The organism is Rhizobium sp. Root482, from assembly GCF_001426565.1.
Classification (GTDB): Bacteria; Pseudomonadota; Alphaproteobacteria; order Rhizobiales; family Rhizobiaceae; genus Pararhizobium.
On record NZ_LMFA01000022.1, the window covers coordinates 206095 to 231505 of the forward strand.

Below are 25411 nucleotides of genomic sequence, written 5' to 3' on the forward strand. Positions count from 1 at the left end.
TCATTTCCATTTGCTTCTACAATCATGAGGAAATACCGCAGGTTCGTTTCATCTGTCCTTCTTCTGGTTTCAGCATCCGGCACCACATTTATCGGGCGAACGTCAGTGCGAAACAGCATTTGTGGCGGGCGCCAAAGTCGAAGGGGGAGGTAGAAGAAAGGCCTTGGCGGGATTATCCATAGTCTGCTGTTGCATCTGGCGGAGCGTCCGGGGATGCGGTGATAGGTGATACCGTTATTGACGTTTCGGATTATCGCGTCGGCAACATGAATGGCTGCTGAACGGGACATTCATGTCGTTTCGCGGCAGGTCGGGATTCCGGAAAAGATCCTTTCACGCGGTCTCCGCCTCGGCCGGTCCGACGCGCCTTCCTGATCCATTTCGCGCCGCTTCTGAAATTGAACTTCCTTTCGTGAAACGCTAATAGTCGTTTTCGCGGTGCAGCATTGCCGCGTTCCAAGTCATGAGGAGTCCGACTTGCCCATATCCAAGATCCTTGTCGCCAACCGTTCTGAAATTGCCATTCGCGTGTTTCGCGCGGCCAACGAACTGGGTTTGAAAACGGTTGCGATCTGGGCGGAGGAGGACAAGCTGGCGCTTCACCGCTTCAAGGCGGACGAAAGCTACCAGGTCGGGCGCGGACCGCATCTCGCCCGTGACCTCGGTCCGATCGAGAGCTACCTGTCGATCGAGGAGGTAATCCGCGTCGCCAAGCTTTCGGGCGCCGACGCCATTCATCCCGGTTATGGGCTCCTGTCGGAAAGCCCGGAATTCGTCGATGCCTGCAAGGCCGCCGGCATCCTCTTCATCGGCCCGACCGGAGATACGATGCGCAGGCTCGGCAACAAGGTCGCGGCGCGCAATCTCGCCATCGAGATCGGCGTGCCGGTCGTTCCGGCCACCGAGCCGCTCCCCGACGACATGGACGAAGTGGCAAGGATGGCCGAGGAGATCGGCTATCCGGTCATGCTGAAAGCCTCCTGGGGCGGCGGCGGGCGCGGCATGCGCGCCATCCGCGATCCGAAGGATCTTGCCCGCGAGGTGACGGAGGCCAAGCGCGAGGCGATGGCCGCCTTCGGCAAGGACGAGGTCTATCTGGAAAAGCTGGTGGAGCGCGCGCGGCACGTCGAAAGCCAGGTGCTCGGCGATACCCATGGCAATGTCGTGCATCTGTTCGAGCGCGATTGTTCGGTCCAGCGCCGCAACCAGAAGGTCGTCGAGCGCGCGCCGGCGCCTTACCTGACAGAGGGACAGCGCCAGGAACTGGCCGGCTATTCCACCCGCATCGCCAAGGCGACGAATTATATCGGTGCGGGCACGGTCGAATATCTGATGGATATGGATACCGGCAAGTTCTACTTCATCGAGGTCAATCCGCGTATCCAGGTCGAGCACACGGTCACCGAGGTCGTCACCGGCATCGATATCGTCAAGGCGCAGATCCACATCCTCGACGGCTTCGCCATCGGCACGCCGGAATCGGGCGTCCCGAAACAGGAGGATATCCGGCTCAACGGCCACGCGCTGCAGTGCCGCATCACTACGGAAGACCCGGAGCAGAATTTCATTCCCGATTACGGCCGCATCACCGCCTATCGCGGCGCCACCGGTTTCGGTATTCGGCTCGATGGCGGCACCGCCTATTCCGGCGCGGTGATCACCCGCTTCTACGATCCGCTCCTGGAGAAGGTCACGGCCTGGGCACCGAGCCCGGGGGAGGCGATCCAGCGCATGCATCGGGCGTTGCGCGAATTCCGTATCCGCGGCGTCGCCACCAATCTCACCTTCCTCGAAGCGATCATCACGCACGAGAAATTCCGCGACAACAGCTATACGACCCGTTTCATCGATACGACGCCGGACCTGTTCCAGCAGGTCAAGCGCCAGGACCGCGCCACCAAGCTCCTGACCTATCTCGCCGACGTCACCGTCAATGGCCATCCCGAGGCCAAGGGCCGCCCGATGCCGTCGGACGATATCGCCGCACCGGTCGTGCCCTTCACGTCAGGTGAGATCAAGCCGGGCACGAGGCAATTGCTCGACGAACTCGGTCCGAAGAAATTCGGCGAATGGATGCGGGCGCAAAAGCGCGTCCTGATCACCGACACGACGATGCGCGACGGCCACCAGTCGCTGCTCGCCACCCGCATGCGCACCTATGATATCGCGCGCATCGCCGGCACCTATGCGCGCGCGCTGCCCAACCTGTTTTCACTGGAATGCTGGGGCGGCGCCACCTTCGACGTCTCCATGCGCTTCCTCACCGAAGATCCGTGGGAGCGGTTGGCCAAGGTGCGCGAGGATGCGCCCAACCTTTTGCTGCAGATGCTTTTGCGCGGCGCCAACGGCGTCGGCTACAAGAACTATCCCGACAATGTGGTGAAATATTTCGTCCGCCAGGCGGCCAAAGGCGGCATCGACCTGTTCCGCGTGTTCGACTGCCTGAACTGGGTGGAAAACATGCGCGTGTCGATGGATGCGGTGGCCGAGGAGAACAAGCTCTGCGAGGCGGCGATCTGCTATACCGGCGATATTCTCAATTCGGCAAGGCCGAAATACGACCTGAAATATTACACGGCCCTTGCCGTCGAACTCGACAGGGCCGGCGCCCATATTATCGCTGTCAAGGACATGGCCGGCCTGCTGAAGCCGGCGGCGGCCCGCGTGCTCTTCAAGGCGCTGCGCGAGGCGACCGACCTGCCGATCCATTTCCACACGCATGATACGTCCGGCATCGCCGCCGCCACCGTGCTTGCGGCTGTCGAGGCGGGCGTCGATGTCGTCGATGCGGCGATGGACGCCCTGTCGGGCAACACGTCGCAGCCCTGCCTCGGATCGATCGTCGAAGCTCTGCGCGGCACCGAGCACGATCCCGATCTCGATCCGGAATGGATCCGCCGCATCTCCTTCTACTGGGAGGCCGTGCGCCACCAATATGCCGCCTTCGAAAGCGACCTGAAGGGGCCTGCCTCGGAAGTCTACCTGCATGAAATGCCGGGTGGCCAGTTCACCAATCTCAAGGAACAGGCGCGTTCGCTCGGTCTCGAAACCCGCTGGCACCAGGTCGCCCAGACCTATGCCGATGCCAACCGCATGTTCGGTGATATCGTCAAGGTGACGCCATCCTCGAAGGTGGTCGGCGACATGGCGCTGATGATGGTGAGCCAGGACCTGACCGTCGCCGATGTCGAGAACCCGGCAAAGGACATCGCCTTCCCCGAATCGGTCGTCTCCATGCTGAAGGGCGATCTCGGCCAGCCCCCGGGCGGATGGCCGGACATCCTGCAGAAGAAGGCCCTGAAGGGCGAGACGCCCTACACGGTGCGTCCCGGCTCGCTGCTTCCGGCCGCCGATCTCGATGCAGAGCGCCTGGTGATCGAGGAGAAGCTGGAGCGTGAGGTCGATGATTTCGAATTCGCCTCCTACCTCATGTATCCGAAGGTCTTTACCGATTACGCCCAGGCTAGTGAAATGTACGGGCCGGTCAGCGTGCTGCCGACGCCAGCCTATTTCTATGGCATGGCGCCGGGCGAGGAATTGTTCGCCGATCTGGAAAAGGGCAAGACGCTCGTCATTCTCAACCAGACCCAGGGCGAGATCGACGAAAAAGGCATGGTCAAGGTCTTCTTCGAGCTTAACGGCCAGCCGCGCCCGATCAAGGTGCCTGACCGCAACCGCGGCGCCTCCAGCGCCGTGCGCCGCAAGGCCGAAGCCGGCAACGCCGCCCATCTCGGCGCCCCCATGCCCGGCGTCATCTCCACCGTCTCGGTTTCCGCCGGCCAGTCGGTGAAATCCGGCGACGTGCTCTTATCGATCGAAGCGATGAAGATGGAAACGGCGCTCCACGCCGAAAAGGACGGCACCATCGCCGAAGTCCTGGTCCGCACCGGCGACCAGATCGATGCGAAGGATCTGTTGGTGGTGTTTGGAGCCTGAAGCGCCTGCTTCCCTTCTCCCCGCCGGGGAGAAGGTGGCCCGAAGGGCCGGATGAGGGGACCGATTCGGAGTTTGCCGCGCTTAACCCCCCTCTGTCCCGGATGGACAGAGGGGGTGAAACTCTCCACGAACGCGGTCCTTATCACCCCTCAAATATCGTAGCTATTCCCAGCGCTCAGCGATGATATGAACTTCTTCGTCCGCTCCCGCTCCGGCGTCTGGAAAATCGACCTCGGCGCGCCGCTTTCGACGATCAGGCCGCCGTCGAGGAACAGGACCTGGTCGGCGACCTTGGAAGCCAGGCGCAGGTCGTGGGTCGCCATGATCATCGTCGTGCCCTCCCGCGCCAGCCGGCTCAAGACCTCCACGACCTCTTCCGACAGTTCCGGATCGAGCGCCGATGTGGGCTCGTCGCAGAGAAGCACGCGCGGCGAAGGCGCCAGCGCCCGGGCGATCGCCACCCGCTGCTGCTGTCCGCCCGAAAGCGTCGCCGGCCAGGCATCGGCCTTGTGCGCCATGCCGACTTTTTCCAAGAGTTCGAGCGCGCGGGCCCTCGCCCGGTCCTTTTTCCATTTCAGCACCGTCACCAGGCCTTCCATGACGTTCTCGATCGCCGTCTGGTGGGGGAAAAGCTGGAAATTCTGGAAGACCATGCCGGTCTGGCGGCGCAGGCGCTGGATCGCCTCCCAGCCGGTCTTCTTGCCCGGCGTGAAGTTGATTTCCTCCTCGCCGAGCCGGATCGTTCCGGCCGTCGGGATTTCCAGGAGGTTGACGCAGCGCAGCATCGTGCTCTTGCCGCCGCCGGACGGTCCCACAAGCGCCGTCACCGTGCCTTCGGCGATGGTGACGCTGATATCCTTCAGGACGACATTGTCGCCGAAGCGCTTTTCGAGATGGGAAAGCTCGATCATGTGCGCGCCTCCAGATAGCCGCCATAGCGGGAAAAGCGGCGTTCGAGCCGTACCTGCAGCGCCGAGAGGACCGAGCTCAGCGCCAGATAGATCAGCGCGGCCTCGATATAGAGGATCAGCGGCTCATAGGTGGTGGCGACGATGCGCTGGGCCGTCTGGAACAGTTCCGGCACGGTGATGGCGGCGGCAAGCGAGGTGTCCTTGACCAGCGAGATGAAGGTGTTGGACAGGGGCGGGATGGCGACGCGCGAAGCCTGCGGCAGGATGGTGCGGCGCATCGCCTGCCCCCAGCTCATGCCGATCGAATAGGCCGCTTCCCACTGGCCGCGCGGCACCGAGGAGATGACGGCGCGGATGATTTCCGACGTATAGGCACCGATATTCAGCGTGAAGCCGATCAATGCCGCCGAAAAGGCATCGAGCAGGATGCCGAGGCTCGGCAGGCCGTAGAAGATCACGAAGAGCTGCACCAGAAGCGGTGTTCCGCGGATCACCCAGACATAGAAACGCGCCACCGCCACCAGGGGCTTGGGCGCGAACAGGCGCACCACCGCCGTCAGGAGACCGAGCGCAAGGCCCAGCGCGAAGGACAGGAGCGTTAGCGGAATGGTGAAGATCAGCCCCGCCCAGAGAAGCGGCTGGAGCGAATCGAGCATGAGTTGAAGCCAGGGGGGCACGGGCGGGCCTTTCACATAATTGATCCGCTCCGGAAGGCCGGAACGGATCATGACTTATAGTTCAGACAGGCGCGCGGTGGAACAGCGTGAATAGGCGGTCAGGATAATCTTCGACGAATTCGGATTTGCGCAGTCGGTTGTTCTCGGTTCGCAAACAGCCCCTCACCCTAGCCCTCTCCCCGCGCACGGGGAGAGGGGACTTTTTAGAGAGTTCGCCACCTGGTCCTTCTCCCCGTCATGACGGGGAGAAGGTGCCCGAAGGGCGGATGAGGGGCAGCAACGCGGTAAGCGGAAACTGACTTACTTCGAAACGTCGGCGCCGAAATATTTCTGCGAGATCGTGTCATAGGTGCCGTCGGCCTTGATGTCGGCCAGCGCCTTGTTGATCGCTTCCAGAAGCTCCGGCTCACCCTTGCGGATGATGATGCCGGAATGATCGGCGTCGGGCTTTTCGGCGGCGATCTTCACAGGCGCATCCGGCTTCTTCTTCTTGAAGTCGAGGAAGGACAGGCTGTCGTTGATCGTCGCATCGGCGCGGCCGGTCAGTACCAGCTGGATCGACTGGTCGAAGCCGTCGGTGCCCACCAGTTCGGCACCCGAGGCCTGCGCCAGCTTGCCGAAATTGCTCGTCAGCGACTGGGCGGAATTCTTGCCCTTGAGGTCGGCAAAATCCTTGATGTCCTCATTGTCGGCCTTGACGATCAAGACGGCCTTGGAGGCGATATAGGGCTCGGAGAAATCGTATTTCTTCTTGCGTTCCTCGGTAATGCCAACCTGGTTGATGACGGTATCGTAACGGTTGGCATCGAGGCCGGCGATCAGTCCGTCCCACTTGCCTTCGAGGAATTCCGCCTTGACGCCGAGCTTCTCGGCAACGGCCTCGCCGATCTCGACGTCGAAGCCGACAAGCTTGCCGCTTTCATCGTGATAGGTGAAGGGCGCATAGGTGCCTTCCGTGCCGATCTTCAACGCGCCGGCCGCCTTGACCTCTTCGAGATTGGAGCCTGCCTGGGCAGTGCCGAAGGAGACAAGCTGCGCGAAAGCGGCGGCGGCAAGAAGTGTGGGAACCCATTTCATCGTGTTTTTTCCATCTTTTTGTCCGGCTCGTCTGCCGGTGAAGGGACAATCGCATATGGCCTGCGGGGCGACAGCGCACAAAACTTCAATTGCACAAGACAACAGCGAAGATCTTTCTCAATTTCAGCCGTTTGGACGGAAATTCGGCCAATCGGGGCCAAAATCAAGCAGTGGCATAGGATTTTTTGCCGAATTGTTCCACCGCAGGCAATTGCCCGAATTCGCTTTCAAACCGGAACCGAATCCTTTATGCATATTTTTGTCCGTTTATGCACGTTTATGCACGTTAGAGATTTTATGCAGCCTGATCTATTGTTGCGGCAAAGACAGAATCTGATCCAGGACAGGCTTCGCCAGTCCGGGCGGGTACTTGCTGCCGATCTGGCGCAGGAATTTTCCGTGTCCGAGGATACGATCCGCCGGGACCTGCGCGAGCTTGCCGCCGCCGGCCTGTGCGAGCGGGTCTATGGTGGCGCGCTGCCGGTGGCGCCGGGCGGAACCTTCGCCCGGCGAATGGGCGAGGCGCCGGAGCGCAAGGCTGCACTCGCCCTGGCCGCGCTTGCCTTCATCAAGCCGGGTTCGACGGTCTTTTTCGATGCCGGCTCCACCAATCTGGCGATCGCCCGGGCGCTTCCCGACGATCTCGCCCTGACGGCGGTGACCAATACGCCGCTGATCGCAACGGTGCTGGTGGAAAAGCCGGAAATCGACCTCATCCTCGTCGGCGGTCGCGTCGACCGGCGCGTGGGGGCCGCGATCGGCGCCAAGGCGCAGCGCGATATCGAGACGCTCCGGCCCGACCTTTGCCTGCTCGGAACCTGCGGCGCCGATATCGATGCCGGGCTGACCGTGTTCGAATACGAGGATGCCGAATTCAAACGCTTCGTTGCCCGCGGCAGCAGTGCCGTGCTGGCCGCCGTCACCAACGACAAGCTCGGCACGTCGGCGCCGCACCGGGTGGTCGCGGCCACCGGATGCGCGGCCCTCGTCTTCGAGCATGATGCGCCCGCCGACGTGACACGTCCGTTCGAAACGGCCGGCATCACCATCGCCCATGCACGAAAGGCCCACCCATGAAGATTGCCCATATCGCGCTCTGGACCAGCAATCTCGACCGGCTCTGCACCTTCTGGGCCGAGACCTTCGGCGCCGTGGTCGGCGATCTCTATGAAAGCCGCCGTCGGCCGGGTTTTTCCTCGCGCTTCCTGAGGCTGGCCGAAGGGCCGGAAATCGAGATCATGCAAGGTCCCTGGATTGCCGAAGCCGGCCAGGATCTGGAGGAGAGGGCAGGCTATGCGCATCTGGCGCTGTCTCTCGGCAGCAAATCCGCCGTCGATGCCATGGCCGCGCAGGCCCAGGAACGCGGTATTCTCGTCTCGCCGGCACGGATGACGGGCGACGGCTTCTACGAGGCGGTGTTGCGCGATCCCGACGGCAATCTCATCGAAATCACGGCTTGATACCGGCCAAGCGGCCGAAACAGGAAATGACCATGGACCAGCACCCTATCGCCCCGCCGCAAGGCGCCACCGCCCGGCAGCCCTATATGCCGAAAACTAGGCTGGCGGTCTCGCTGCTGTTTCTGATGAACGGCTTCGTCACGGGCAGCTGGGCGCCCAAAATCCCGGAATTCAAGGAGAAGCTCGGCGTCGGCGAAAGCGTGCTCGGGCTGCTGATCCTTGTCTTCGGCGTCGGTTCGCTGGTGCTGATGCCGATCGCCGGCGGTTTTATAGCCAGGCTCGGCTCGCAAAAGGTGGTGAAGGTTACTGCGATACTTCTCTCGCCGCTGCTTCTTCTCCTGACGCTGATGCCCAATGTGTGGACATCGGCCGCCGCCCTGTTCCTGCTCGGCGGCTTCGTCGGCGCCATGGATGTGGCGATGAACGCCAATGCGGTCGAGGTGGAAAAATCCATGCGGCGGGCGATCATGTCGTCCTGCCATGCCTATTGGAGCCTCGGCGGCCTGATCGGCGCGGCAAGTGGCGGCCTGATGATGGCATGGTTCGGCGTGTTGCCGCATGCCGTTTTCGTCACCCTGTTCTGCCTTGCCGTGCTCGCCTTCGCCTGGCCGATGATCCTTGCCGATCATCCGCATCCGAGCGCCGCCAAGGAAAAGCTGCGGCTGCCGACGAACCCCCTGCCATGGCTGATTGGCCTGGTGGCGCTGTTTTCCATGGTGCCGGAAGGCACGGTTCTCGATTGGGGCGCGCTCTATCTGCGCAACGAACTCGGCGCCTCGGTTGCCCTGTCCGGCTTCGGCTTTGCGGCCTTCTCGGCCACCATGGCGATCATGCGGTTTGCCGGCGATCATGTGCGCGACCGGTTCGGCGGCGTGAAAACCTTGCGGATCAGCACGCTGACGGCGCTGGTCGGGCTCGTGCTGGCCGGGCTCGCGCCCAATGCGGGGCTGGCGATCTTCGGCTTCGCGCTCGCCGGTATCGGCATTTCCAACATGGTGCCGATCGCCTTTTCCGCCGCTGGCAACATGCCGGGGTTGGCGCCGGGCATCGGCCTGTCAGTCGCCACCTTCATGGGCTATTCCGGCATGCTGTTCGCGCCGTCGCTGATCGGCTTCGTCGCCGAACATACCGGCTTCTCGATCGTCTTCACCTGCGTGCCGATCCTGTTCATCGTCGTGCTCCTCCTGTCGCACCACGCCGTCCATGCGGATCCGAAGCATTGAGGCGCGGCGGTCATCAAATCGCCGTCAACCGCTGCTCTTGCCGTTGACATCGCGGCGTTCCTCCTCCACCTGAGGAACATACCGCACGCGCCAGGACAGGACGATCAAGGGGCCACCATGTCTTCTGCCTTCGATTTTGAACCGCAGCCGCGCCGCGCCTCGGTCGCCGTCGATGTCGGCGGCGTGATCGTCGGCGGTTCGGCACCGGTCGTCGTCCAGTCGATGACCAACACCGATACCGCCGATATCGACGCCACGGTCGCGCAGGTCGCCGCCCTCCACCGGGCCGGTTCCGAACTGGTACGCATCACCGTCGATCGCGACGAGAGTGCCGCCGCCGTGCCGAAAATCCGCGAGCGGCTGGAACGTCTCGGGCTCGACGTGCCGCTGATCGGCGATTTCCACTATATCGGCCACAAGCTGCTTGCCGACCATCCGGCTTGCGCCGAGGCGCTGGCCAAATACCGCATCAATCCCGGCAATGTCGGCTTCAAGGCCAAGAAGGACAAGCATTTCGCCGAGATCATCGAGCGCGCCATCCAGTTCGACAAGCCGGTGCGCATCGGCGTCAACTGGGGCTCGCTCGACCAGGAATTGCTGACGCGGCTGATGGACGACAACCAGGCGAGGGGTTTTCCGCTGACGGCGCAGCAGGTGATGCGCGAGACCATCGTCCAATCGGCGCTGATTTCGGCGGAACTGGCCGAGGAGATCGGCCTGCCGCGCAACCGCATTATCCTCTCGGCCAAGGTGTCCAATGTCCAGGATCTGATCGCCTGCTATGCAATGTTGTCGGCCCGCTCAAACCATGCGCTTCATCTGGGCTTGACCGAGGCCGGCATGGGCTCCAAGGGCATCGTTTCCTCAGCCGCCTCGCTCGGTATCCTGATGCAGCAGGGGATCGGCGATACGATCCGGATTTCGCTGACGCCCGAGCCCGGCGGCGACCGCACCCGCGAAGTACAGGTGGCGCAGGAACTGCTGCAGGTCATGGGGTTCCGCCAGTTTATCCCGGTCGTCGCCGCCTGTCCGGGTTGCGGCCGCACCACCTCCACGGTGTTCCAGGAGCTGGCCCAGAAGATCGAGGGCGACATTCGCCGCAACATGCCGGTCTGGCGCGAGAAATATCCGGGCGTCGAGGGCCTGAAGGTCGCCGTCATGGGCTGCATCGTCAATGGCCCCGGCGAAAGCAAGCATGCCGATATCGGTATTTCTCTGCCCGGCACCGGCGAGCTTCCGGCAGCCCCGGTCTATATCGACGGCAAGAAGGCGCTGACCATCCGCGGCACCAATATCGCCGGCGATTTCGAGGCGCTGGTCGCCGACTATATCGAAAAACGATTCGGTAACGGCCAGGCGGCGGCGGAATAGGCTAGAGCCGGGCCGTTAGCAGGCTGAACCCCGCAAAGGCGAAGAAGCCGGCCATCGCCCCCTCGATCCAGCGGCGCGCCTTCAGATAGGCCCGGTTGACCGGCGCCAGCGAAAACAGCAGCGCAAAGCCAGTGAAGACCAGAATGCCCAGCACCATGCAGCCGGCGATTAGCACCGCCATGGTGCCGGCCGGCGCCTGTTTCGGCATACCGAGCGAAACGAGCATGATCCAGGCGAACACCGCCTTGGGATTGGTGAGGTGGATACCGAGCCCCTTCAAGTAGAACCGGCGCAGCGAAGGCCTGATGTCCCGCGTCGACGCGGCATTCGGCGGCTCCTTGCGCAGCGCCGCCTTCAGCGCATTGAAGGCGAGCCAGAACAAATAGAGGGCGCCGGCGATCTTCAGCGCCACCAGTGCCTGGCCATAGGAGCGGATCAGCGCCGAAAGCCCCGCTGCCGCCAGCATCGCCCAGATATAGGAGCCCGTCAGCACGCCCAGCGCCAGCGCCATGCCGGCGCTGCGCCCTCGGCTGACCGATGTGCCGATGATCGCCAGCACCGCCGGCCCCGGCGAAGCGGTGGCAATCAGATAGGCGCCCCAGGCGACCATCAGCTGCGGCAGGTAGGGAAGAAAGGAGGTCATCGGCTGGTTCCGTCGGAGGCGCTGGCGGCACTCTTGCAGGCTCGGTCGGCAAAGAAAATCCCGATCTTGTCGCGGTGACAATTCCGGCAAGCGCTCTAAATATTTCCGACGCGAGCGCCCCTCATCCGCCCTTCGGGCACCTTCTCCCCGCGCGCGGGGAGAAGGGAGATGCGGCAACCACGATTGTCCCCTCTCCCCGCCTGCGGGGAGAGGGCTAGGGTGAGGGGCCTCTGAACTCCGGATGCAAGCCCTCAATGGCTCCGATCGGCCACGAAACGCGCTGTTTCGTTGAGGATGTCCGCACGGTCGCCAAAGGGCGCGAGCAATGCGGCGGCCTCTTCCACAAGCCGCGTCAGTTCGCTTTCCGCCCAGGCCTGGCCGCGCAGAGAGACCAGCGTGCCCTTGCCGCGCGCGGCGTCCTTGCCGGTGGCCTTGCCCATGGTTTTTGCGTCGGCCGTCAGGTCGAGCAGGTCGTCGGCAAGCTGGAAGGCAAGGCCGATCTTTTCGCCGTAGCTGCGCATCAGCTTTCGCTGTCCGTCATCGCTGCCGGCGATGATCGCACCGGCTTCGCAGGCGAAACGGATCAGCGCACCGGTCTTCATCGCCTGCAGGGTTACGATCTCCGTCTCATCCAGCGTCGAGTTTTCGGCCGCGAGATCGAGCGCCTGTCCGCCCGCCATGCCGCCGATGCCGGCGGCCCGCGCCAGCGCCAGCACCAGCTCGATTTTCTGCCCGTCGGCAAGCGGGGTTTCCGGCGCGGCGATGATGTCGAAGGCAAGCGTTAGCAGGCTGTCGCCGGCAAGGATCGCATTGGCCTCGCCATAGGCGATATGCACCGTCGGCTGGCCGCGCCTGAGATCGTCGTCGTCCATGGCCGGCAGGTCGTCATGGACCAGGGAATAGCTGTGAACGCATTCGAGCGCCGCGCCGATACGCAGGGCGGCCTGGCGGTCGCCGCCGAGAAAGGCAGCGCTTTCCATCACCAAAAAGGGGCGCAGCCGCTTGCCGCCGTTCAGCAGCCCATGGCGCATGGCGGCCAGCAGCGGCGCCGGCCGGAGGGTTTCGCCGGCCGCCGGCTCTTCCCGCAGGATGTCGGCAAGGCAGGCCTCGATGGCCAAGGCGCTCGCTTTCAGGCGGGCCAGGAAGGGTTCGGATGTTTCGCTCATGCGCGCTGTTTGGCATGAGAGCAAAGCCGGAGGCAACGGGATTCTCCGGCGCGGGTGCGGAGCCGAGGGACAAAGCCCATGAAAACCGTTCAGTTTTCCGCGCTCTTGCTCTAAGAGACATCAGGGATCATCAGGCGGGCCTTTCAAAGGGTGGATATCGTACCGGAAACGCGGGAGGGGGAAGACGTGGCGTCAAGCGCTGCGCGGCGCAGCCGTTCGGGGGGATGGATGCCGGCTCTTTACCGGCGCTGGCGCCAGCTGGTCATGGCGGTTCTCGCCGTCCTTGTCCTGCCCTATGTGCTGATCCTCCTCTATGTGCCGGGTTTCATCCATCCCGTCTCGACGCTGATGCTGCGCGACCTGGCGCTCCTGCGCGGCTATGACCGGCAATGGGTGTCCTTCGACGAGATTTCGCCGCATCTGGTGCAATCGGTGATGATGTCGGAAGACGGGCAGTTCTGCAGACATGCCGGCATCGACTGGGTGCAGATGCGCGGCGTGGTCAATGATGCGCTGGAGGGTGAATCCACCCGCGGCGCTTCCACCATCGCGATGCAGACTGCCAAGAACCTGTTTTTATGGAACGGCCGCTCATTCGTGCGCAAGGCGATGGAACTGCCGCTGGCGCTGGTTGCCGATTTCGTCTGGAGCAAGCGGCGGATGATGGAGCTCTATCTCAACATTGCCGAATGGGGCCCCGGGATCTACGGCGCCGAAGCGGCTGCCCTTCATCATTTCGGCGTGCCGGCCTCCAAGCTGACGCGCCGGCAGGCGGCGCTGCTTGCGGTCTCCCTGCCCAATCCGCTGGAACGCAATGCCGGCAAGCCGGGCCGCGGCCTGCGCCGGCTGGCCACCACGATCGAGCGGCGCGCCGGCCGTTCGGGCGAATATATCAAATGCCTTTATGAGTAGGATCAGGCCTTTTCATTGGCCCTGATCGCAGCCGCTCGTCTATAGCAGGGCTTCTATCCATGGGATCGGAGAAGACCGGTGAGCAAACTTACCCTCTATGTCGGCAACAAGAACTATTCGTCCTGGTCGTTCCGGCCCTGGCTTGCGCTGGAAGCCTGCGGCATCGAATTCGAGGATGTCGTCATACCCTTCGATTTTGCAGCCGGTAATCCGAAGATCAGGGATATTTCGCCGACCGGTCGCGTGCCCGTCCTGGAGCATGGCGATATCCGCGTCTGGGAATCGCTGGCGATTATCGAATATGCCGCGGAACTCTATCCGCAGGCGGGCCTCTGGCCGCAGGATCGCAGCGAGCGGGCGGCGGCGCGCAGCTATTCCATGGAGATGCTGTCCGGCTTCCGCGCTCTGCGCAGCGCCTGCCCGATGAATATCCGCCGCGAAAAGCGGGCGATCGACCTTCCCGAGGGCGTCATGGAGGATGTCGCGCGGATCGAGACGATCTGGCGCGAGGCGGTCGCGCGCTCCGGCGGTCCGTTCCTGTTCGGACGCTTCTCAGCCGTCGATGCCATGTTCGCCCCGGTCGTCAACCGGTTCGAGATTTACGACCTCACCCGCAATCCGGGCTCGCTCGAATATATGGATGCGGTCAAGACCCATCCGGCCTTCCGCAAATGGCAGGAAGCGGCGCTTGCGGAGAGCTGGATCGTGCCGGAGGACGAGGTCTGAGCCTCTCAGCCGCCTCTTCGCGAAAAAATGGCGGCGGGGACTGGTCAAACCCCTGTGGGGCATGTATAAGCCCGGCAAATTCGAAGATTGACACCTGTTTTTCCCGGCCACCGGTCTGGGCGTGAAACAGAGTTTGCCCGATAAGTGGAGTATGAAATGGCTGTACCTAAAAGAAAAACAAGCCCGTCCAAGCGTGGCATGCGCCGCTCCGCTGACGCGTTGAAGACGCCGACCTATATCGAAGACAAGAATTCCGGCGAACTGCGTCGCCCGCACCACATCGACCTGAAGACCGGCATGTATCGCGGTCGCCAGGTCCTGACCCCGAAGGCAAGCGCCTAATCAGGCCTGCCGTCAGGCAAATTTTTAAGGGTCGGCGAAAGCCGGCCCTTTTTGCGTTTGTTCGAATTCACGCTTCTCGTCGCTGGTTCCGCCTCTTGAGCAAACGGCCCCTCACCCTAACCCTCTCCCCGCAGGCGGGGAGAGGGGATTTCTGTGGAGCGTGCCGCACATTCCTTCTCCCCGTTAAAACGGGGAGAAGGTGCCCGACAGGGCGGATGAGGGGCCTTCAAGCGGAGGTGGATCCCAACGCCGTTTTCTTGACCCCATGGATGCCGTAGGCCACACTCGCCTGCCGTCCGGATGTCCAAAGAAGCCGGGCGCGCCAAATTGGAGCTTGCCGATGATCGCCGCCATTCCTTTGCTGATCCTGCCTTTCATTCTCTACAATCTGGGAATGATGGGCATTCTGGGAAGCGGTGGGGTTGCGGTTTTCGAAGACACCGTCATGTCGATGACGATGCTGTCCGGAGCGGTCTGGACCATGGATGTCGGCGATCTCCTGATCGTCACCGCGCTCATGCTGCTCTTCGTCGAGATTCTGAAAGCCACCCGCATCAGTTCCAAGGCGCTGATGGACCATCTCCTGTCGATGGTGCTGTTCGTCGTCTTCCTGGTGGAGTTCCTGCTCGTCGCCAATGCCGCGACGCATGTCTTCTTCATCCTGATGACGATCTCGTTCATCGACGTGATCGCCGGCTTCTCCGTCTCCATGCGCACTGCCGGGCGGGACGTGGCGATCGGGCTGTGATGATCTTTCGCCAGCTGGGTGCATGAGGAGAGTTCACCTCTGGCGATATTACATCTCCCTAAGGCAAGACAATTGCATGTGGATTGGAAGAGCGCGCAACAACCTCCCTTTTCTCCCCGGCGGGGAGAAGTGCCGAGCGATGGCGAGGCGATGAGGGGGCTTCGGCGAAGCCGGAGCCGAAGACGTTGCCTTCGGCCCCCTCATCCGGCGCTTCGCGCCACCTTCTCCCCGCCGGGGAGAAGAGGGAGCAAGCCGAAGCTCCTGTGCATTGGCCTGCCTTTGGGCGTGAAGCCTCAGGTACGGGGCCTCCGGCGCAAACGCCCCTTACCCCAGATTCTCCAGCTTGGTCTGCAGCGCGCGAAGTTGCTGCTTCAATTCGTCGATGTCCTTTGCCTCGGCCTTGCGCGGCTCCTTGGCGGCAGGGGCTGCCGCCATGAAGGGCGAGAACATCTGCATGGCCTGGTTGAAGAGGTCGGTGTTGCGTTTGACCTGTTCCTCCACAAGTTGCAGCGGAACCGAAAGATTCTTGCCGAGCGGCGTATCGCCGAAGGCCTTGTTGATCTGTTCGCGCATCTGCACCTGCTGGTCGGTGAAGGCCTGCATGGAATGTTCGAGATAGCTCGGCACGACCATCTGCATCTGGTCGCCGTAGAACGAGATCAGTTGGCGCAGGAAGGAGATCGGCAGGAGCGTGTTGCCGGTCTTGGATTCCTGCTCGAAGATGATCTGGGTTAGCACCGAATGGGTGATGTCGTCGCCTGACTTCGCGTCCTGGACGGTGAATTCCTCGCCCTTCTTCACCATCACCGCGAGGTCGTCGAGCGTCACATAGGTGCTGGTCCCGGTATTGTAGAGCCGCCGGTTCGCATATTTTTTTATGACGATCTGACCGTCGTTCTTTGCCATCTGGGTCTCCTCCCCATGCTCCCGACTTTGTTATGTTTTTCAGAGTAGCCGCAAAAAACCGCTCCTGACAATCTCTTTGTGCGGCGCGACGACGCAGTTGCGGAATTCGTCTGCCGCCGCAATTGCCGAGCCTGGGCGCATCATGGCGTTTGACTTGCGCTGTGAGCTTTGCCAGTCTGCCGCAATTGCGAAAAGAACGAGGACTTTCTGATGAGCACTCCCTCCATCGTCATCGCCAGCGCGGCGCGCACCGCTGTCGGGTCGTTCAACGGCGCCTTTGCCAATACGCCCGCGCATGAGCTCGGCGCCGCCGTCATCAAGGGCGTGCTCGAGCGGGCCGGCGTCGAGGCCGGCGAGGTCGACGAAGTGATCCTCGGCCAGGTGCTGTCGGCCGGCGAGGGCCAGAACCCCGCCCGCCAGGCGGCGATGAAGGCCGGCCTGCCGCAGGAGGCGACGGCCTGGGGCATGAACCAGCTCTGCGGTTCCGGCCTGCGGGCGGTGGCGCTCGGCATGCAGCAGATCGCCACCGGCGATGCGAAGATCATCGTGGCCGGCGGCATGGAATCCATGTCGATGGCGCCGCATTGCGCGCACTTGCGCGGCGGCGTGAAGATGGGCGACCTCAAGATGGTCGATACCATGATCAAGGACGGCCTGACCGATGCCTTCTACGGCTATCACATGGGCACGACCGCCGAGAATGTCGCCCGCAAATGGCAGCTGACACGCGAGGAGCAGGACCAGTTCGCGCTCGGTTCGCAGAACAAGGCGGAAGCCGCCCAGAAGGCCGGCCGCTTTGCCGACGAGATCATCGCCTTCACCGTCAAGACCCGCAAGGGCGATGTCGTGGTCGACCAGGACGAATATATCCGCCATGGCGCCACGCTGGAGTCGATGACCAAGCTGCGCCCGGCCTTCGACAAGGAAGGCACCGTTACTGCCGCCAATGCCTCGGGGCTCAATGATGGCGCCGCCGCGACCCTCCTGATGAGCGAGGCGGAAGCAGCGCGCCGCGGCATCCAGCCGCTCGCCCGCATCGTCTCCTGGGCAACCGCCGGCGTCGATCCGCAGGTCATGGGCACGGGGCCGATCCCGGCCTCGCGCAAGGCGCTGGAAAAGGCCGGCTGGTCGGTCGGCGATATCGAACTGGTCGAGGCCAACGAGGCCTTTGCCGCGCAGGCCTGCGCGGTCAACAGGGATCTCGGCTGGGATACCTCGATCGTCAACGTCAATGGCGGCGCGATCGCCATCGGCCATCCGATCGGGGCTTCGGGCGCCCGTGTGCTCAATACGCTTCTGTTCGAAATGAAGCGGCGCGGCGTTTCCAAGGGACTGGCGACGCTGTGCATCGGCGGCGGCATGGGTGTCGCCATGTGCGTCGAGCGGCTCTGAGGCTCGCCACCTGATCAAATGGTCCCGGCTCTCGAGGCCGGGGCGGTTTTCACGGCAAGTCCGTGGAACTCTATTTACGCTCTCACGCAAGGCAGTACGTCAAGAACGATAAAACAGGGGAACGGCATGAGCAGGGTAGCATTGGTCACCGGCGGGTCACGCGGCATCGGCGCGGCAATCTCCATCGCGCTGAAGGGCGCCGGATACAGGGTGGCGGCAACCTATGCCGGCAACGAGGAAAGGGCGCAGGCCTTTACCGAGGTCACCGGCATCCCCGCCTATCAGTGGGACGTATCGGATTATGCCGCCTGCGCCAGCGGCATCGCCCGGGTGGAGGCCGAAATCGGCCCGATCGAAATCCTCGTCAACAATGCCGGCATCACCCGCGATGCGATGTTCCACAAGATGACACCCGAACAATGGAGCTCGGTGATCGACACCAATCTCACCGGCCTGTTCAACATGACGCATCCGGTCTGGTGCGGCATGCGGGATCGCAATTTCGGCCGGGTGATCAATATTTCCTCGATCAATGCCCAGAAGGGCCAGATGGGCCAGGTCAATTATTCGGCGTCCAAGGCCGGCGATCTTGGCTTTACCAAGGCGCTCGCCCAGGAGGGTGCTGCCAAGGGCATCACCGTCAATGCCATCTGCCCGGGCTATATCGGCACCGAAATGGTGCGGGCCATCCCGGAAAAGGTCTTGACCGAACGGATCATCCCGCAGATCCCGGTCGGCAGGCTCGGCGAGCCGGAGGAAATCGCGCGCTGCGTGCTTTTTCTGGCCTCGGACGATGCGAGCTTCATCACCGGATCGACGCTCTCGGCCAATGGCGGCCAGTTCTTCGTCTGACCGGCGACGATTCAGCATCTGGTGGCGGCAAGCCCGGCGAAATCCATATGTTGCGGGTGAACAAAGCCTGAATCCCTCGGAGTCAGCGATTCGTCGCCGATTCGTTCCACCGCTGTTCCTGTTCGCCGATATCGGGTGGAAATGCCGGCGTGACGCTCCATTTGTCAGTTTCATGCGGGCCTGCCCTTGTCTTTGCGCCACCGCATGGGCATGTGTGCTGCCGGACAGGCATGGCGTGCCCTTATCCGTGACCTTGCCAGCCATGGCCTTGCAATGAAGAATGCGCAGGATCGATAGAGTGCCTGACCAACCGATGATCTTGAGCGGCCGCGGTGTCATCGCGGTGCTCGGCCCCACCAATACCGGCAAGACGCATTACGCGATCGAGCGCATGGTCGCCCATGAGTCCGGCGTCATCGGCCTGCCGCTCCGGCTTCTGGCGCGCGAGGTCTATACGAGGGTCGTCGAAAAGGTCGGTGCCCATAATGTCGCGCTGATCACCGGCGAGGAAAAGATCACGCCGCATATGGCGCGCTTCTCGGTCTGCACCGTCGAGGCCATGCCGCGCGAGACCAAGGCCGCCTTCGTGGCGATCGACGAGATCCAGCTGGCCGGCGACCTGGAGCGCGGCCATATCTTCACCGATCGGCTGATGCATCTGCGCGGCCGCGCCGAGACCCTGCTTCTCGGCGCCTCCACCATGCGGCCAATCCTCGAGCATCTCCTGCCTGGCATCACCGTCGTCGAGCGCCCGCGCCTGTCGCAATTGCTCTATGCCGGCTCGAAGAAGATTACTCGCCTGCCGCAGCGCACTGCCATCGTCGCCTTTTCGGCGGAGGAGGTCTATGCGATCGCTGAGCTGATCCGGCGCCAGAGGGGCGGGGCCGCCGTCGTGCTTGGCGCGCTATCGCCGCGCACCCGCAATGCGCAGGTCGCGCTCTACCAGGCCGGCGACGTCGAATATCTGGTGGCGACCGATGCGATCGGCATGGGGCTCAATCTCGATGTCGATCATGTCGCCTTCGCGCAGGATCGCAAATATGACGGTTACCAGTTCCGCAATCTCAATCCCGGCGAACTGGCGCAGATCGCCGGCCGGGCCGGGCGCCATCTGCGCGACGGCACCTTCGGCGTCACCTCGCGGGTGGAACCCTTCGACAATGAGCTCGTCCACCGCATCGAATCGCACCAGTTCGATCCGGTGCGGGTGCTGCAATGGCGCTCGAAGGCGCTCAACTACGCATCGATCGCGGCACTGAAGAAAAGCCTCGACGCGGCACCCGCGGTCAACGGGCTGACGCGGGCGCTTCCGGCGGTCGACCAGCAGGCGCTCGATTATCTCTCGCGCTATCCGGAAGTGACCAGCCTTGCCACCAACCCGGAGCGCGTGGAAAAGCTCTGGGAGGCCTGTGCGCTTCCCGATTACCGTCGTATAACACCGGCGCAGCATGCCGATCTGATTTCGACCCTTTATGCGGATCTCGTCCGGCGCGGCACGGTGAACGAGGATTTCATGGCCGAACAGGTCCGCCGCGCGGACCATACGGATGGTGAAATCGACACATTGTCCGCCAGGATTGCACAAATCAGGACATGGACCTATGTGTCCAACCGTCCGGGATGGCTTGCCGATCCGACACACTGGCAAGAAAAGACGCGGGAAATCGAGGATCGGTTGTCCGACGCGTTACATGAAAGGTTGACGAAACGCTTTGTTGATCGCAGGACATCTGTGCTCATGAAGCGCCTGAGAGAGAATGCGATGTTGGAAGCTGAAATCAGTGTAAATGGCGATGTCTTCGTAGAAGGACATCATGTGGGACAATTGGCCGGGTTCCGTTTCACACTGGCGACAGTGACCGACGGGCTGGATGCGCGCGCCGTGCAGGGTGCCGCGCAGAAGGCGCTGGCGCTCGAATTCGAGGCGCGGGCTGCAAGGCTGCATGCGGCCGGCAATGCCGATCTGGCGCTTGCCTCCGACGGGCTGGTGCGTTGGCTCGGCGATCCCGTGGCCCGGCTTGCCGCCAGCGATCATGTCATGCGCCCGCGCGTGCTTCTGCTCGCCGACGAGCAACTGCAGGGCAATGCCCGCGAGCATGTGCTCGCCCGCATCGAGCGCTTCGTCAATCATCATATCTCCACCGTGCTGAAGCCGCTCGACGACCTGTCGCGCGCCGAAGACCTCGAAGGCCTTGCCAAGGGCCTCGCCTTCCAACTCGTCGAGAATCTCGGCGTCATGTTCCGCCGCGACGTCGCCGACGACGTCAAGTCGCTGGACCAGGAGGCGCGCGCCTCGATCCGCCGCCACGGCATCCGCTTCGGCGCCTACCACATTTTCATGCCGGCGCTGTTGAAGCCGGCCCCGGCCGAACTCATCACGCTGCTCTGGGCCTTGAAGAACGACGGGCTGGACAAGCCCGGCTACGGCGATCTCATCCCGGTGCTGGCCGCCGGCCGCACCTCGGTGGTCACCGATCCCTCCTTCGAGCGCTCGTTCTACAAGCTGGCGGGCTTCCGCTTCCTCGGCAAGCGGGCCGTGCGCATCGATATTCTCGAGCGGCTGGCCGATCTCATCCGGCCGCTCCTGCAGTGGAAGCCCGGCACGACCGCGCGTCCGGACGGCGCCTATGACGGCCGCCGTTTTACCGCCACGACGGCCATGCTCTCCATTCTCGGGGCGACCCCTGATGATATGGAAGAGATCCTCAAGGGCCTCGGCTATCGCGCCGATAGCGTTACCGCCGAGGACGCCGCCGCATTTCTGACTACCCAGGCCGGCGCCGCCAAGCCGGCGTCGGACAGCCCGGCAGCCGACGCGGCGCCCGTGCAGGAATCCGACGACGCTGCCGAGCCGGAGAGCGCCGGGACTGTCGAGACGGAAACTGCGGCCAGCGAGCCGGAAGCTGTGGCATCGGCAACCGTGGAACCGTCAGCCGTCGAGCCATCTTCCGAAGTGGCCCCCGAGGCTGAAGCCGCACCGGCAGTCGCCGCTGTCGAACAGCCGGCCGAAGCCCCGGTAACGCCACCGGCTGAAGCCGAAGTGTCCGGCGAGCCGGCAGCGGATGTGCAGCCGGCCGAGCCGGTCGAGCCGGCCGAGCCTGTGGAGGCCAAGCCGGTTCTCCTGTGGCGTCCGGGAAGCCGCAACGACAACCAGCGTGCTGGCGGACGCCCCCAGGGCGAGCGCCGTGGCGGCCGCGCGCAGCAGGGCGAAGGACGCCGTGACGGTGAAGGACGCCGTGACGGTGAAGCCCGTCGCGAAGGTGAACCGCGCCGTGAAGGACGTGACGACAACCGCAAGGGCGGCGGTGGCCGGCCGGATCGCAACAGGGGTCGTGACGGCGGCAAGCCGCAGGGTGGCCCGCGTCATGAGAAAGGCGAGCGCCAGGACCGGCCCGATCGCAACGACCGCGGCGGAAAGTCGCAGGCCGCCAAGTTCGAGGCCCGTCCGCCGCGCAAGGAAAAGCCGCTGGATCCGGATTCGCCCTTCGCCAAGCTCGCTGCCCTGAAGGAGCAGATGAAGAAATAGGCCATGACCGAAAGACAGCCGCAGATTCCGCCGGTCCTGCGCCAGCGTCTCGACAAATGGCTGTTTTTCACGCGCCTGCAGAAATCCCGCTCGATCGCCCAGAAGGCGATCGAGGGCGGCGATATCCGGGTCAACGATGCCCGCGTCACCCAGCCGTCGCATTCGCTGAAAGGCGGCGACATCGTCACCCTCTCGCTCGATCGTCGCGACGTGATCGTCCGTATGCTTCTTGCCGGCACCCGGCGCGGCCCCTATGAGGAAGCCCGGCTTCTCTACGAGGACCTGACGCCGCCGGCCGATCCGAAAGACAAGCCCAGCGCCTTCGAGCAGGCGACGCGCGAGCGCGGCAGCGGCCGGCCCACCAAGAAGGAGCGCCGCGAGACCGACCGGCTGATGCCGGGGCCAGACTGGCACGAGGAATAACGCATGTCGCGCAAAAGTGTGCAGCGGTTTTGCGATAACGACATGCGTAAAATCAAAGTCTAAAGCGCCGGAAGCGAATCTGAAAGATCGCGACGCGCTTTAGAAAACTGTCCCGCCGACCGGCATTTTGACGCATGGTTTATTCTTGCAAAGCCCCGGTAAAGCCATTACCTCACGGAGGCAATGTGCAGCCGGTAGCGCCGAAGGCGGAGACCGGTATCGCCGAAGGAGCGGATAGGCGGCCCTGGCCGCTGCCGTCACATGTGAGACATCGCTGGAGTACCTCATGACGTATGTCGTGACCGACAATTGCATTCTCTGCAAATATACCGATTGCGTGGAAGTGTGCCCGGTGGACTGCTTCTATGAGGGCGAGAATTTCCTCGTCATTCATCCCGACGAATGTATCGATTGCGGCGTCTGCGAACCGGAATGCCCGGCCGGCGCCATCAAGCCGGATACGGAGCCGGGTCTCGATATGTGGCTGAAGGTCAATGCCGACTATGCCACCCAGTGGCCGAACATCACCATCAAGCGCGACGAACTGCCCGAAGCCAAGGAAATGGACGGCGTGGAAGGCAAGTTCGAGAAATACTTCTCCCCCAAGCCGGGCAAGGGCGACTGATCCGTACGCTGGACCGCCATGGTTTTCCGCTCTGGAAAAATGGCGAAATTCGGGGAATCAAGGCTTAACCATGTCCTTGGCGGACAGGTTGGGCTTTGCCGCGCTTGTAAAGCAAATTATTGATTTCCGCAGTTTTTTATGATAGGGTCCGAATACTGATCCACATCGCGGCATTCGGCATGCCCGAAAACCATCACGAAAGCAAAACCTTCCCAAGGCGCGGCTGACCCCAAATACGCAACGTCTGTTGCTCGTATGTGATCGCCGCGCAGAAGATCGATTTGAAGACCGTTGGAGCGGATCAGTATGGAGTCACCCGACGGTGCCCCCGTCCATCCCGGGCCTGACTGACCCGGCCCCGGCCCATCGCCGGGAGCGTAACAGGGAGTTTTTGAAACGAATGACGACGCAGCAGAAAAAATCTTCAACGCGCCACGGCTTCAAGACCGGCGAATCCATCGTTTATCCGGCCCATGGCGTGGGACAGATCGTGGCGATCGACGAACAGGTTGTTGCGGGCATGTCGCTCGAGCTTTTCGTGATCGATTTCGAGAAGGACAAGATGCGCCTCAAGGTGCCGGTCGCCAAGGCCGTCAGCATCGGTATGCGCAAGCTGTCCGAAACGGATTTCGTCGAACGTGCATTGAAGGTCGTCCAGGGCAGGGCCCGCGTCAAGCGGACCATGTGGTCGCGTCGCGCGCAGGAATATGATGCCAAGATCAATTCCGGCGACCTGATCTCGATCGCCGAAGTGGTCCGCGATCTCTATCGTGCTGAAAACCAGCCGGAGCAGTCCTATTCCGAACGCCAGCTTTACGAAGCTGCACTCGACCGCATGGCGCGCGAAATCGCTGCCGTGAACAAGATGTCGGAAACGGAAGCCGTTCGCCTGGTCGAGGTCAACCTCGCGAAGGGCCCCAAGCGCGGCAAGACCGTCGAGGAAGACGATACGCAGGAAGAAGCCGCATAAGCCGGCCTCTACCGCTTCTCACTCCAAAAGCCCTGTCAGCGATGACGGGGCTTTTTTCTGTCGGGCACTCTGTGGCTCCGGAGCGTGCGTCTGTCAGGCAAGCGGTTCGGATGTGTTTGTGGCGGGGAAACGGCCAGATCGGGCGGCAGTCACCTTGATAGCGCGGGCATTCCCGGATGCCGCACCTCCTTCGCTCGTGACCGCCGCGTCTGCCTTCGTTCCTTCCAACTCCGCCCGGAACTGCTTTCGATCCTCCGTGACGCCCCGATCTTTCCTCCTGCCAATCCCGGGCTTTTTCATCCTCGGTTCTCTCTCTCTCTCTCTCTCTCTCTCCCTCCCTCCCTCCCTGGTCATCCTTCCCATCTCCCCCTCCGCCATGCAGTTGGCTTGCCGCTCGTCCTTGCGTACTCCGCCCCTTGGGTCATCCTCGGGCTCGACCTCAGAATCCACGCCCCAGGCGATGGACGTGGGCGTGGCCCTGGTTCCTCGGGTCGCGCCCGAGGATGACGAGAGGGGAGGAGCCGACCGCGCGTCACACTCACCCTGCCCGAACAAAATCCCTGCTCGCTCCGTTCTGTGCCCCTTCACCTTCAGCCCCCTCCCTCGTCGGCCTCCACCTTCTCCTTCGTCATCCTCGGGCTTGACCCGAGGATCCACACCGTAAGCACGGAAAACGGTGTGATTGCAGATCCTCGGGTCAAGCCCGAGGATGACGGAGAGAGAGGAGCGGCCATGGGGAAAGCCTGTTGGATGATGAACGGCTCCCTCACAACCCAGGCAAACGGGCTGTTGGAGAAGCCAGCCGTATCCCCAGCACCGGCCCCCCAAGACAAAAATTCCTCCCCGCTCATCCCCGCCCCATGAATCCATGTCACCTTATGCCCGTTCCGTCATTGGATACGCTGCCAGGCGTGGTGGTGAGGCGGGGCCGGTGCCGGATGGGGGCGGGACGCAAGTCTTCATTCGGTGGATGGRCAGAAAATGGTTTCCCTCTCGCCTGAAACAGGGCGGGGCGCGCTTGTGAGGCGCACATGAGGAGCGGCGACTGGGCTTGCCACAAGCAATCCCTTTCGNTGGGGGCGGGACGCAAGTCTTCATTCGGTGGATGGGCAGAAAATGGTTTCCCTCTCGCCTGAAACAGGGCGGGGCGCGCTTGTGAGGCGCACATGAGGAGCGGCGACTGGGCTTGCCACAAGCAATCCCTTTCGTGGCGTCGCCGATACCGGAGCGATCCGGTCACGSCGAGCGTCACCCTGTGCTAGAAAAAGGTGCYGCCACCCCCGCAGAGAGACCGGAATTGTTCATCGACCAACACTGAACGGGGCGCTGGAAGGCGTCATATAAATTAACTTAGTCACGGCACTTTCCAGCGCCCCGGCCAAGTGAATGAAAGCAAACCCACGACGGATGTTTTCCGGGCGTGGCTGAAGGCGGTTGGGAGCCGGCATTCTCCGAATTTCCCTTCTCCCCGGCGGGGAGAAGGTGGTCCGCAGGGCCGGATGAGGGGGGGCGAAGCCACATCATG

At 62.9% G+C, this 25411-nt stretch carries 21 protein-coding genes; 15 read left to right on the top strand and 6 right to left on the bottom strand.

All coding sequences use genetic code 11. The features are described from left to right. Positions 1–477 precede the first annotated feature (477 nt). A complete protein-coding gene (gene pyc / locus ASD31_RS17025; protein WP_056336346.1) occupies positions 478–3936 on the top strand; it encodes a pyruvate carboxylase in 3459 nt (1152 codons plus the stop codon). A gap of 149 nt (positions 3937–4085) precedes the next feature. Here pyc and ASD31_RS17030 read toward each other — a convergent pair whose 3' ends face one another. From ASD31_RS17030 to ASD31_RS17040, 3 genes are all read right to left on the bottom strand, one after another. After that, entirely contained in the window at positions 4086–4847 is a 762-nt protein-coding gene (locus ASD31_RS17030; protein ID WP_056336349.1) for an amino acid ABC transporter ATP-binding protein, read from the bottom strand. Next, on the bottom strand, positions 4844–5524 hold the full coding sequence (locus tag ASD31_RS17035; protein WP_056337206.1) for an amino acid ABC transporter permease: 681 nt from the start codon (positions 5522–5524) through the stop codon (positions 4844–4846). Before ASD31_RS17035 ends, ASD31_RS17030 begins: the two co-directional genes overlap by 4 nt. A gap of 300 nt (positions 5525–5824) precedes the next feature. Continuing rightward, positions 5825–6601 (bottom strand): amino acid ABC transporter substrate-binding protein, encoded by a 777-nt coding sequence (locus ASD31_RS17040; RefSeq protein ID WP_056336351.1) that lies wholly within the window; start codon positions 6599–6601, stop codon positions 5825–5827. A 297-nt stretch (positions 6602–6898) separates the two neighbouring features. Here ASD31_RS17040 and ASD31_RS17045 point away from each other — a divergent pair, with 297 nt between their 5' ends. The 4 genes from ASD31_RS17045 (at position 6899) to ispG (ending at position 10655) form a co-directional block, all read left to right on the top strand. Continuing rightward, on the top strand, positions 6899–7678 hold the full coding sequence (locus ASD31_RS17045; protein WP_056336354.1) for a DeoR/GlpR family DNA-binding transcription regulator: 780 nt from the start codon (positions 6899–6901) through the stop codon (positions 7676–7678). Beyond that, positions 7675–8061 carry a VOC family protein gene (locus tag ASD31_RS17050; RefSeq protein ID WP_056336356.1) on the top strand — a complete coding sequence of 129 codons (387 nt, stop codon included), beginning with the start codon at positions 7675–7677 and terminating at the stop codon, positions 8059–8061. Before ASD31_RS17045 ends, ASD31_RS17050 begins: the two co-directional genes overlap by 4 nt. A 32-nt stretch (positions 8062–8093) precedes the next feature. Beyond that, complete coding sequence (locus tag ASD31_RS17055) at positions 8094–9284, top strand: MFS transporter (RefSeq protein WP_056336359.1); 1191 nt, start codon at positions 8094–8096, stop codon at positions 9282–9284. 117 nt (positions 9285–9401) lie between these two features. Beyond that, a complete protein-coding gene (gene ispG / locus ASD31_RS17060; protein ID WP_056336362.1) occupies positions 9402–10655 on the top strand; it encodes a flavodoxin-dependent (E)-4-hydroxy-3-methylbut-2-enyl-diphosphate synthase in 1254 nt (417 codons plus the stop codon). A 1-nt stretch (position 10656) separates the two neighbouring features. Here ispG and ASD31_RS17065 read toward each other — a convergent pair whose 3' ends face one another. Both ASD31_RS17065 and ASD31_RS17070 read right to left on the bottom strand, forming a co-directional pair. Continuing rightward, the gene (locus ASD31_RS17065; RefSeq protein WP_056336366.1) at positions 10657–11298 is read right to left on the bottom strand and encodes a LysE family translocator; all 642 of its coding nucleotides are present in this window, start codon (positions 11296–11298) and stop codon (positions 10657–10659) included. A gap of 251 nt (positions 11299–11549) precedes the next feature. Beyond that, positions 11550–12464, bottom strand: a complete 915-nt coding sequence (locus tag ASD31_RS17070; protein ID WP_056336370.1) for a polyprenyl synthetase family protein — start codon at positions 12462–12464, stop codon at positions 11550–11552. 150 nt (positions 12465–12614) lie between these two features. On the opposite strand from ASD31_RS17070, the gene mtgA reads away from it, so the two are divergent. From mtgA to ASD31_RS17090, 4 genes are all read left to right on the top strand, one after another. After that, positions 12615–13376, top strand: coding sequence for a monofunctional biosynthetic peptidoglycan transglycosylase (gene mtgA, locus ASD31_RS17075; protein WP_244483878.1), 762 nt, complete (start codon positions 12615–12617; stop codon positions 13374–13376). A 78-nt stretch (positions 13377–13454) separates the two neighbouring features. Further along, positions 13455–14102 carry a glutathione S-transferase family protein gene (locus ASD31_RS17080; RefSeq protein WP_056336377.1) on the top strand — a complete coding sequence of 216 codons (648 nt, stop codon included), beginning with the start codon at positions 13455–13457 and terminating at the stop codon, positions 14100–14102. Between the two features lie 156 nt (positions 14103–14258). Further along, a complete protein-coding gene (gene rpmF, locus ASD31_RS17085; RefSeq protein ID WP_037097119.1) occupies positions 14259–14444 on the top strand; it encodes a 50S ribosomal protein L32 in 186 nt (61 codons plus the stop codon). A 340-nt stretch (positions 14445–14784) separates the two neighbouring features. Continuing rightward, positions 14785–15192, top strand: a complete 408-nt coding sequence (locus tag ASD31_RS17090) for a hypothetical protein (RefSeq protein WP_056336380.1) — start codon at positions 14785–14787, stop codon at positions 15190–15192. Between the two features lie 324 nt (positions 15193–15516). On the opposite strand, the gene phaR is transcribed toward ASD31_RS17090, so the two are convergent. Beyond that, positions 15517–16098, bottom strand: a complete 582-nt coding sequence (gene phaR, locus ASD31_RS17095) for a polyhydroxyalkanoate synthesis repressor PhaR (RefSeq protein WP_056336382.1) — start codon at positions 16096–16098, stop codon at positions 15517–15519. A 210-nt stretch (positions 16099–16308) separates the two neighbouring features. On the opposite strand from phaR, the gene ASD31_RS17100 reads away from it, so the two are divergent. From ASD31_RS17100 to ASD31_RS17125, 6 genes are all read left to right on the top strand, one after another. After that, complete coding sequence (locus tag ASD31_RS17100) at positions 16309–17490, top strand: acetyl-CoA C-acetyltransferase (protein ID WP_056336385.1); 1182 nt, start codon at positions 16309–16311, stop codon at positions 17488–17490. Between the two features lie 126 nt (positions 17491–17616). Continuing rightward, positions 17617–18342 carry a beta-ketoacyl-ACP reductase gene (locus tag ASD31_RS17105; RefSeq protein ID WP_056336388.1) on the top strand — a complete coding sequence of 242 codons (726 nt, stop codon included), beginning with the start codon at positions 17617–17619 and terminating at the stop codon, positions 18340–18342. Positions 18343–18655: 313 nt separating this feature from the next. Continuing rightward, on the top strand, positions 18656–21868 hold the full coding sequence (locus tag ASD31_RS17110; RefSeq protein ID WP_056336389.1) for a helicase-related protein: 3213 nt from the start codon (positions 18656–18658) through the stop codon (positions 21866–21868). A gap of 3 nt (positions 21869–21871) precedes the next feature. Next, complete coding sequence (locus tag ASD31_RS17115; protein WP_056336392.1) at positions 21872–22291, top strand: RNA-binding S4 domain-containing protein; 420 nt, start codon at positions 21872–21874, stop codon at positions 22289–22291. A 286-nt stretch (positions 22292–22577) separates the two neighbouring features. Further along, complete coding sequence (fdxA, locus tag ASD31_RS17120) at positions 22578–22916, top strand: ferredoxin FdxA (protein ID WP_056336395.1); 339 nt, start codon at positions 22578–22580, stop codon at positions 22914–22916. Between the two features lie 400 nt (positions 22917–23316). Then, positions 23317–23886, top strand: a complete 570-nt coding sequence (locus ASD31_RS17125; RefSeq protein ID WP_056336397.1) for a CarD family transcriptional regulator — start codon at positions 23317–23319, stop codon at positions 23884–23886. Positions 23887–25411: the final 1525 nt, after the last annotated feature.

What these genes read in the sequence shown, in the direction of transcription:
- ASD31_RS17090 (WP_056336380.1), top strand. Translation starts at nt 14,785, where the DNA reads ATGATCGCCGCCATTCCTTTGCTGATCCTGCCTTTCATTCTCTACAAT.
- ASD31_RS17115 (WP_056336392.1), top strand. Translation starts at nt 21,872, where the DNA reads ATGACCGAAAGACAGCCGCAGATTCCGCCGGTCCTGCGCCAGCGTCTC.
- ASD31_RS17105 (WP_056336388.1), top strand. Translation starts at nt 17,617, where the DNA reads ATGAGCAGGGTAGCATTGGTCACCGGCGGGTCACGCGGCATCGGCGCG.
- ispG (WP_056336362.1), top strand. Translation starts at nt 9,402, where the DNA reads ATGTCTTCTGCCTTCGATTTTGAACCGCAGCCGCGCCGCGCCTCGGTC.
- ASD31_RS17030 (WP_056336349.1), bottom strand. Translation starts at nt 4,847, where the DNA reads ATGATCGAGCTTTCCCATCTCGAAAAGCGCTTCGGCGACAATGTCGTC.
- ASD31_RS17070 (WP_056336370.1), bottom strand. Translation starts at nt 12,464, where the DNA reads ATGAGCGAAACATCCGAACCCTTCCTGGCCCGCCTGAAAGCGAGCGCC.
- ASD31_RS17055 (WP_056336359.1), top strand. Translation starts at nt 8,094, where the DNA reads ATGGACCAGCACCCTATCGCCCCGCCGCAAGGCGCCACCGCCCGGCAG.
- fdxA (WP_056336395.1), top strand. Translation starts at nt 22,578, where the DNA reads ATGACGTATGTCGTGACCGACAATTGCATTCTCTGCAAATATACCGAT.
- ASD31_RS17125 (WP_056336397.1), top strand. Translation starts at nt 23,317, where the DNA reads ATGACGACGCAGCAGAAAAAATCTTCAACGCGCCACGGCTTCAAGACC.
- rpmF (WP_037097119.1), top strand. Translation starts at nt 14,259, where the DNA reads ATGGCTGTACCTAAAAGAAAAACAAGCCCGTCCAAGCGTGGCATGCGC.
- ASD31_RS17045 (WP_056336354.1), top strand. Translation starts at nt 6,899, where the DNA reads ATGCAGCCTGATCTATTGTTGCGGCAAAGACAGAATCTGATCCAGGAC.
- ASD31_RS17110 (WP_056336389.1), top strand. Translation starts at nt 18,656, where the DNA reads ATGATCTTGAGCGGCCGCGGTGTCATCGCGGTGCTCGGCCCCACCAAT.
- ASD31_RS17050 (WP_056336356.1), top strand. Translation starts at nt 7,675, where the DNA reads ATGAAGATTGCCCATATCGCGCTCTGGACCAGCAATCTCGACCGGCTC.
- ASD31_RS17100 (WP_056336385.1), top strand. Translation starts at nt 16,309, where the DNA reads ATGAGCACTCCCTCCATCGTCATCGCCAGCGCGGCGCGCACCGCTGTC.
- ASD31_RS17065 (WP_056336366.1), bottom strand. Translation starts at nt 11,298, where the DNA reads ATGACCTCCTTTCTTCCCTACCTGCCGCAGCTGATGGTCGCCTGGGGC.
- phaR (WP_056336382.1), bottom strand. Translation starts at nt 16,098, where the DNA reads ATGGCAAAGAACGACGGTCAGATCGTCATAAAAAAATATGCGAACCGG.
- ASD31_RS17040 (WP_056336351.1), bottom strand. Translation starts at nt 6,601, where the DNA reads ATGAAATGGGTTCCCACACTTCTTGCCGCCGCCGCTTTCGCGCAGCTT.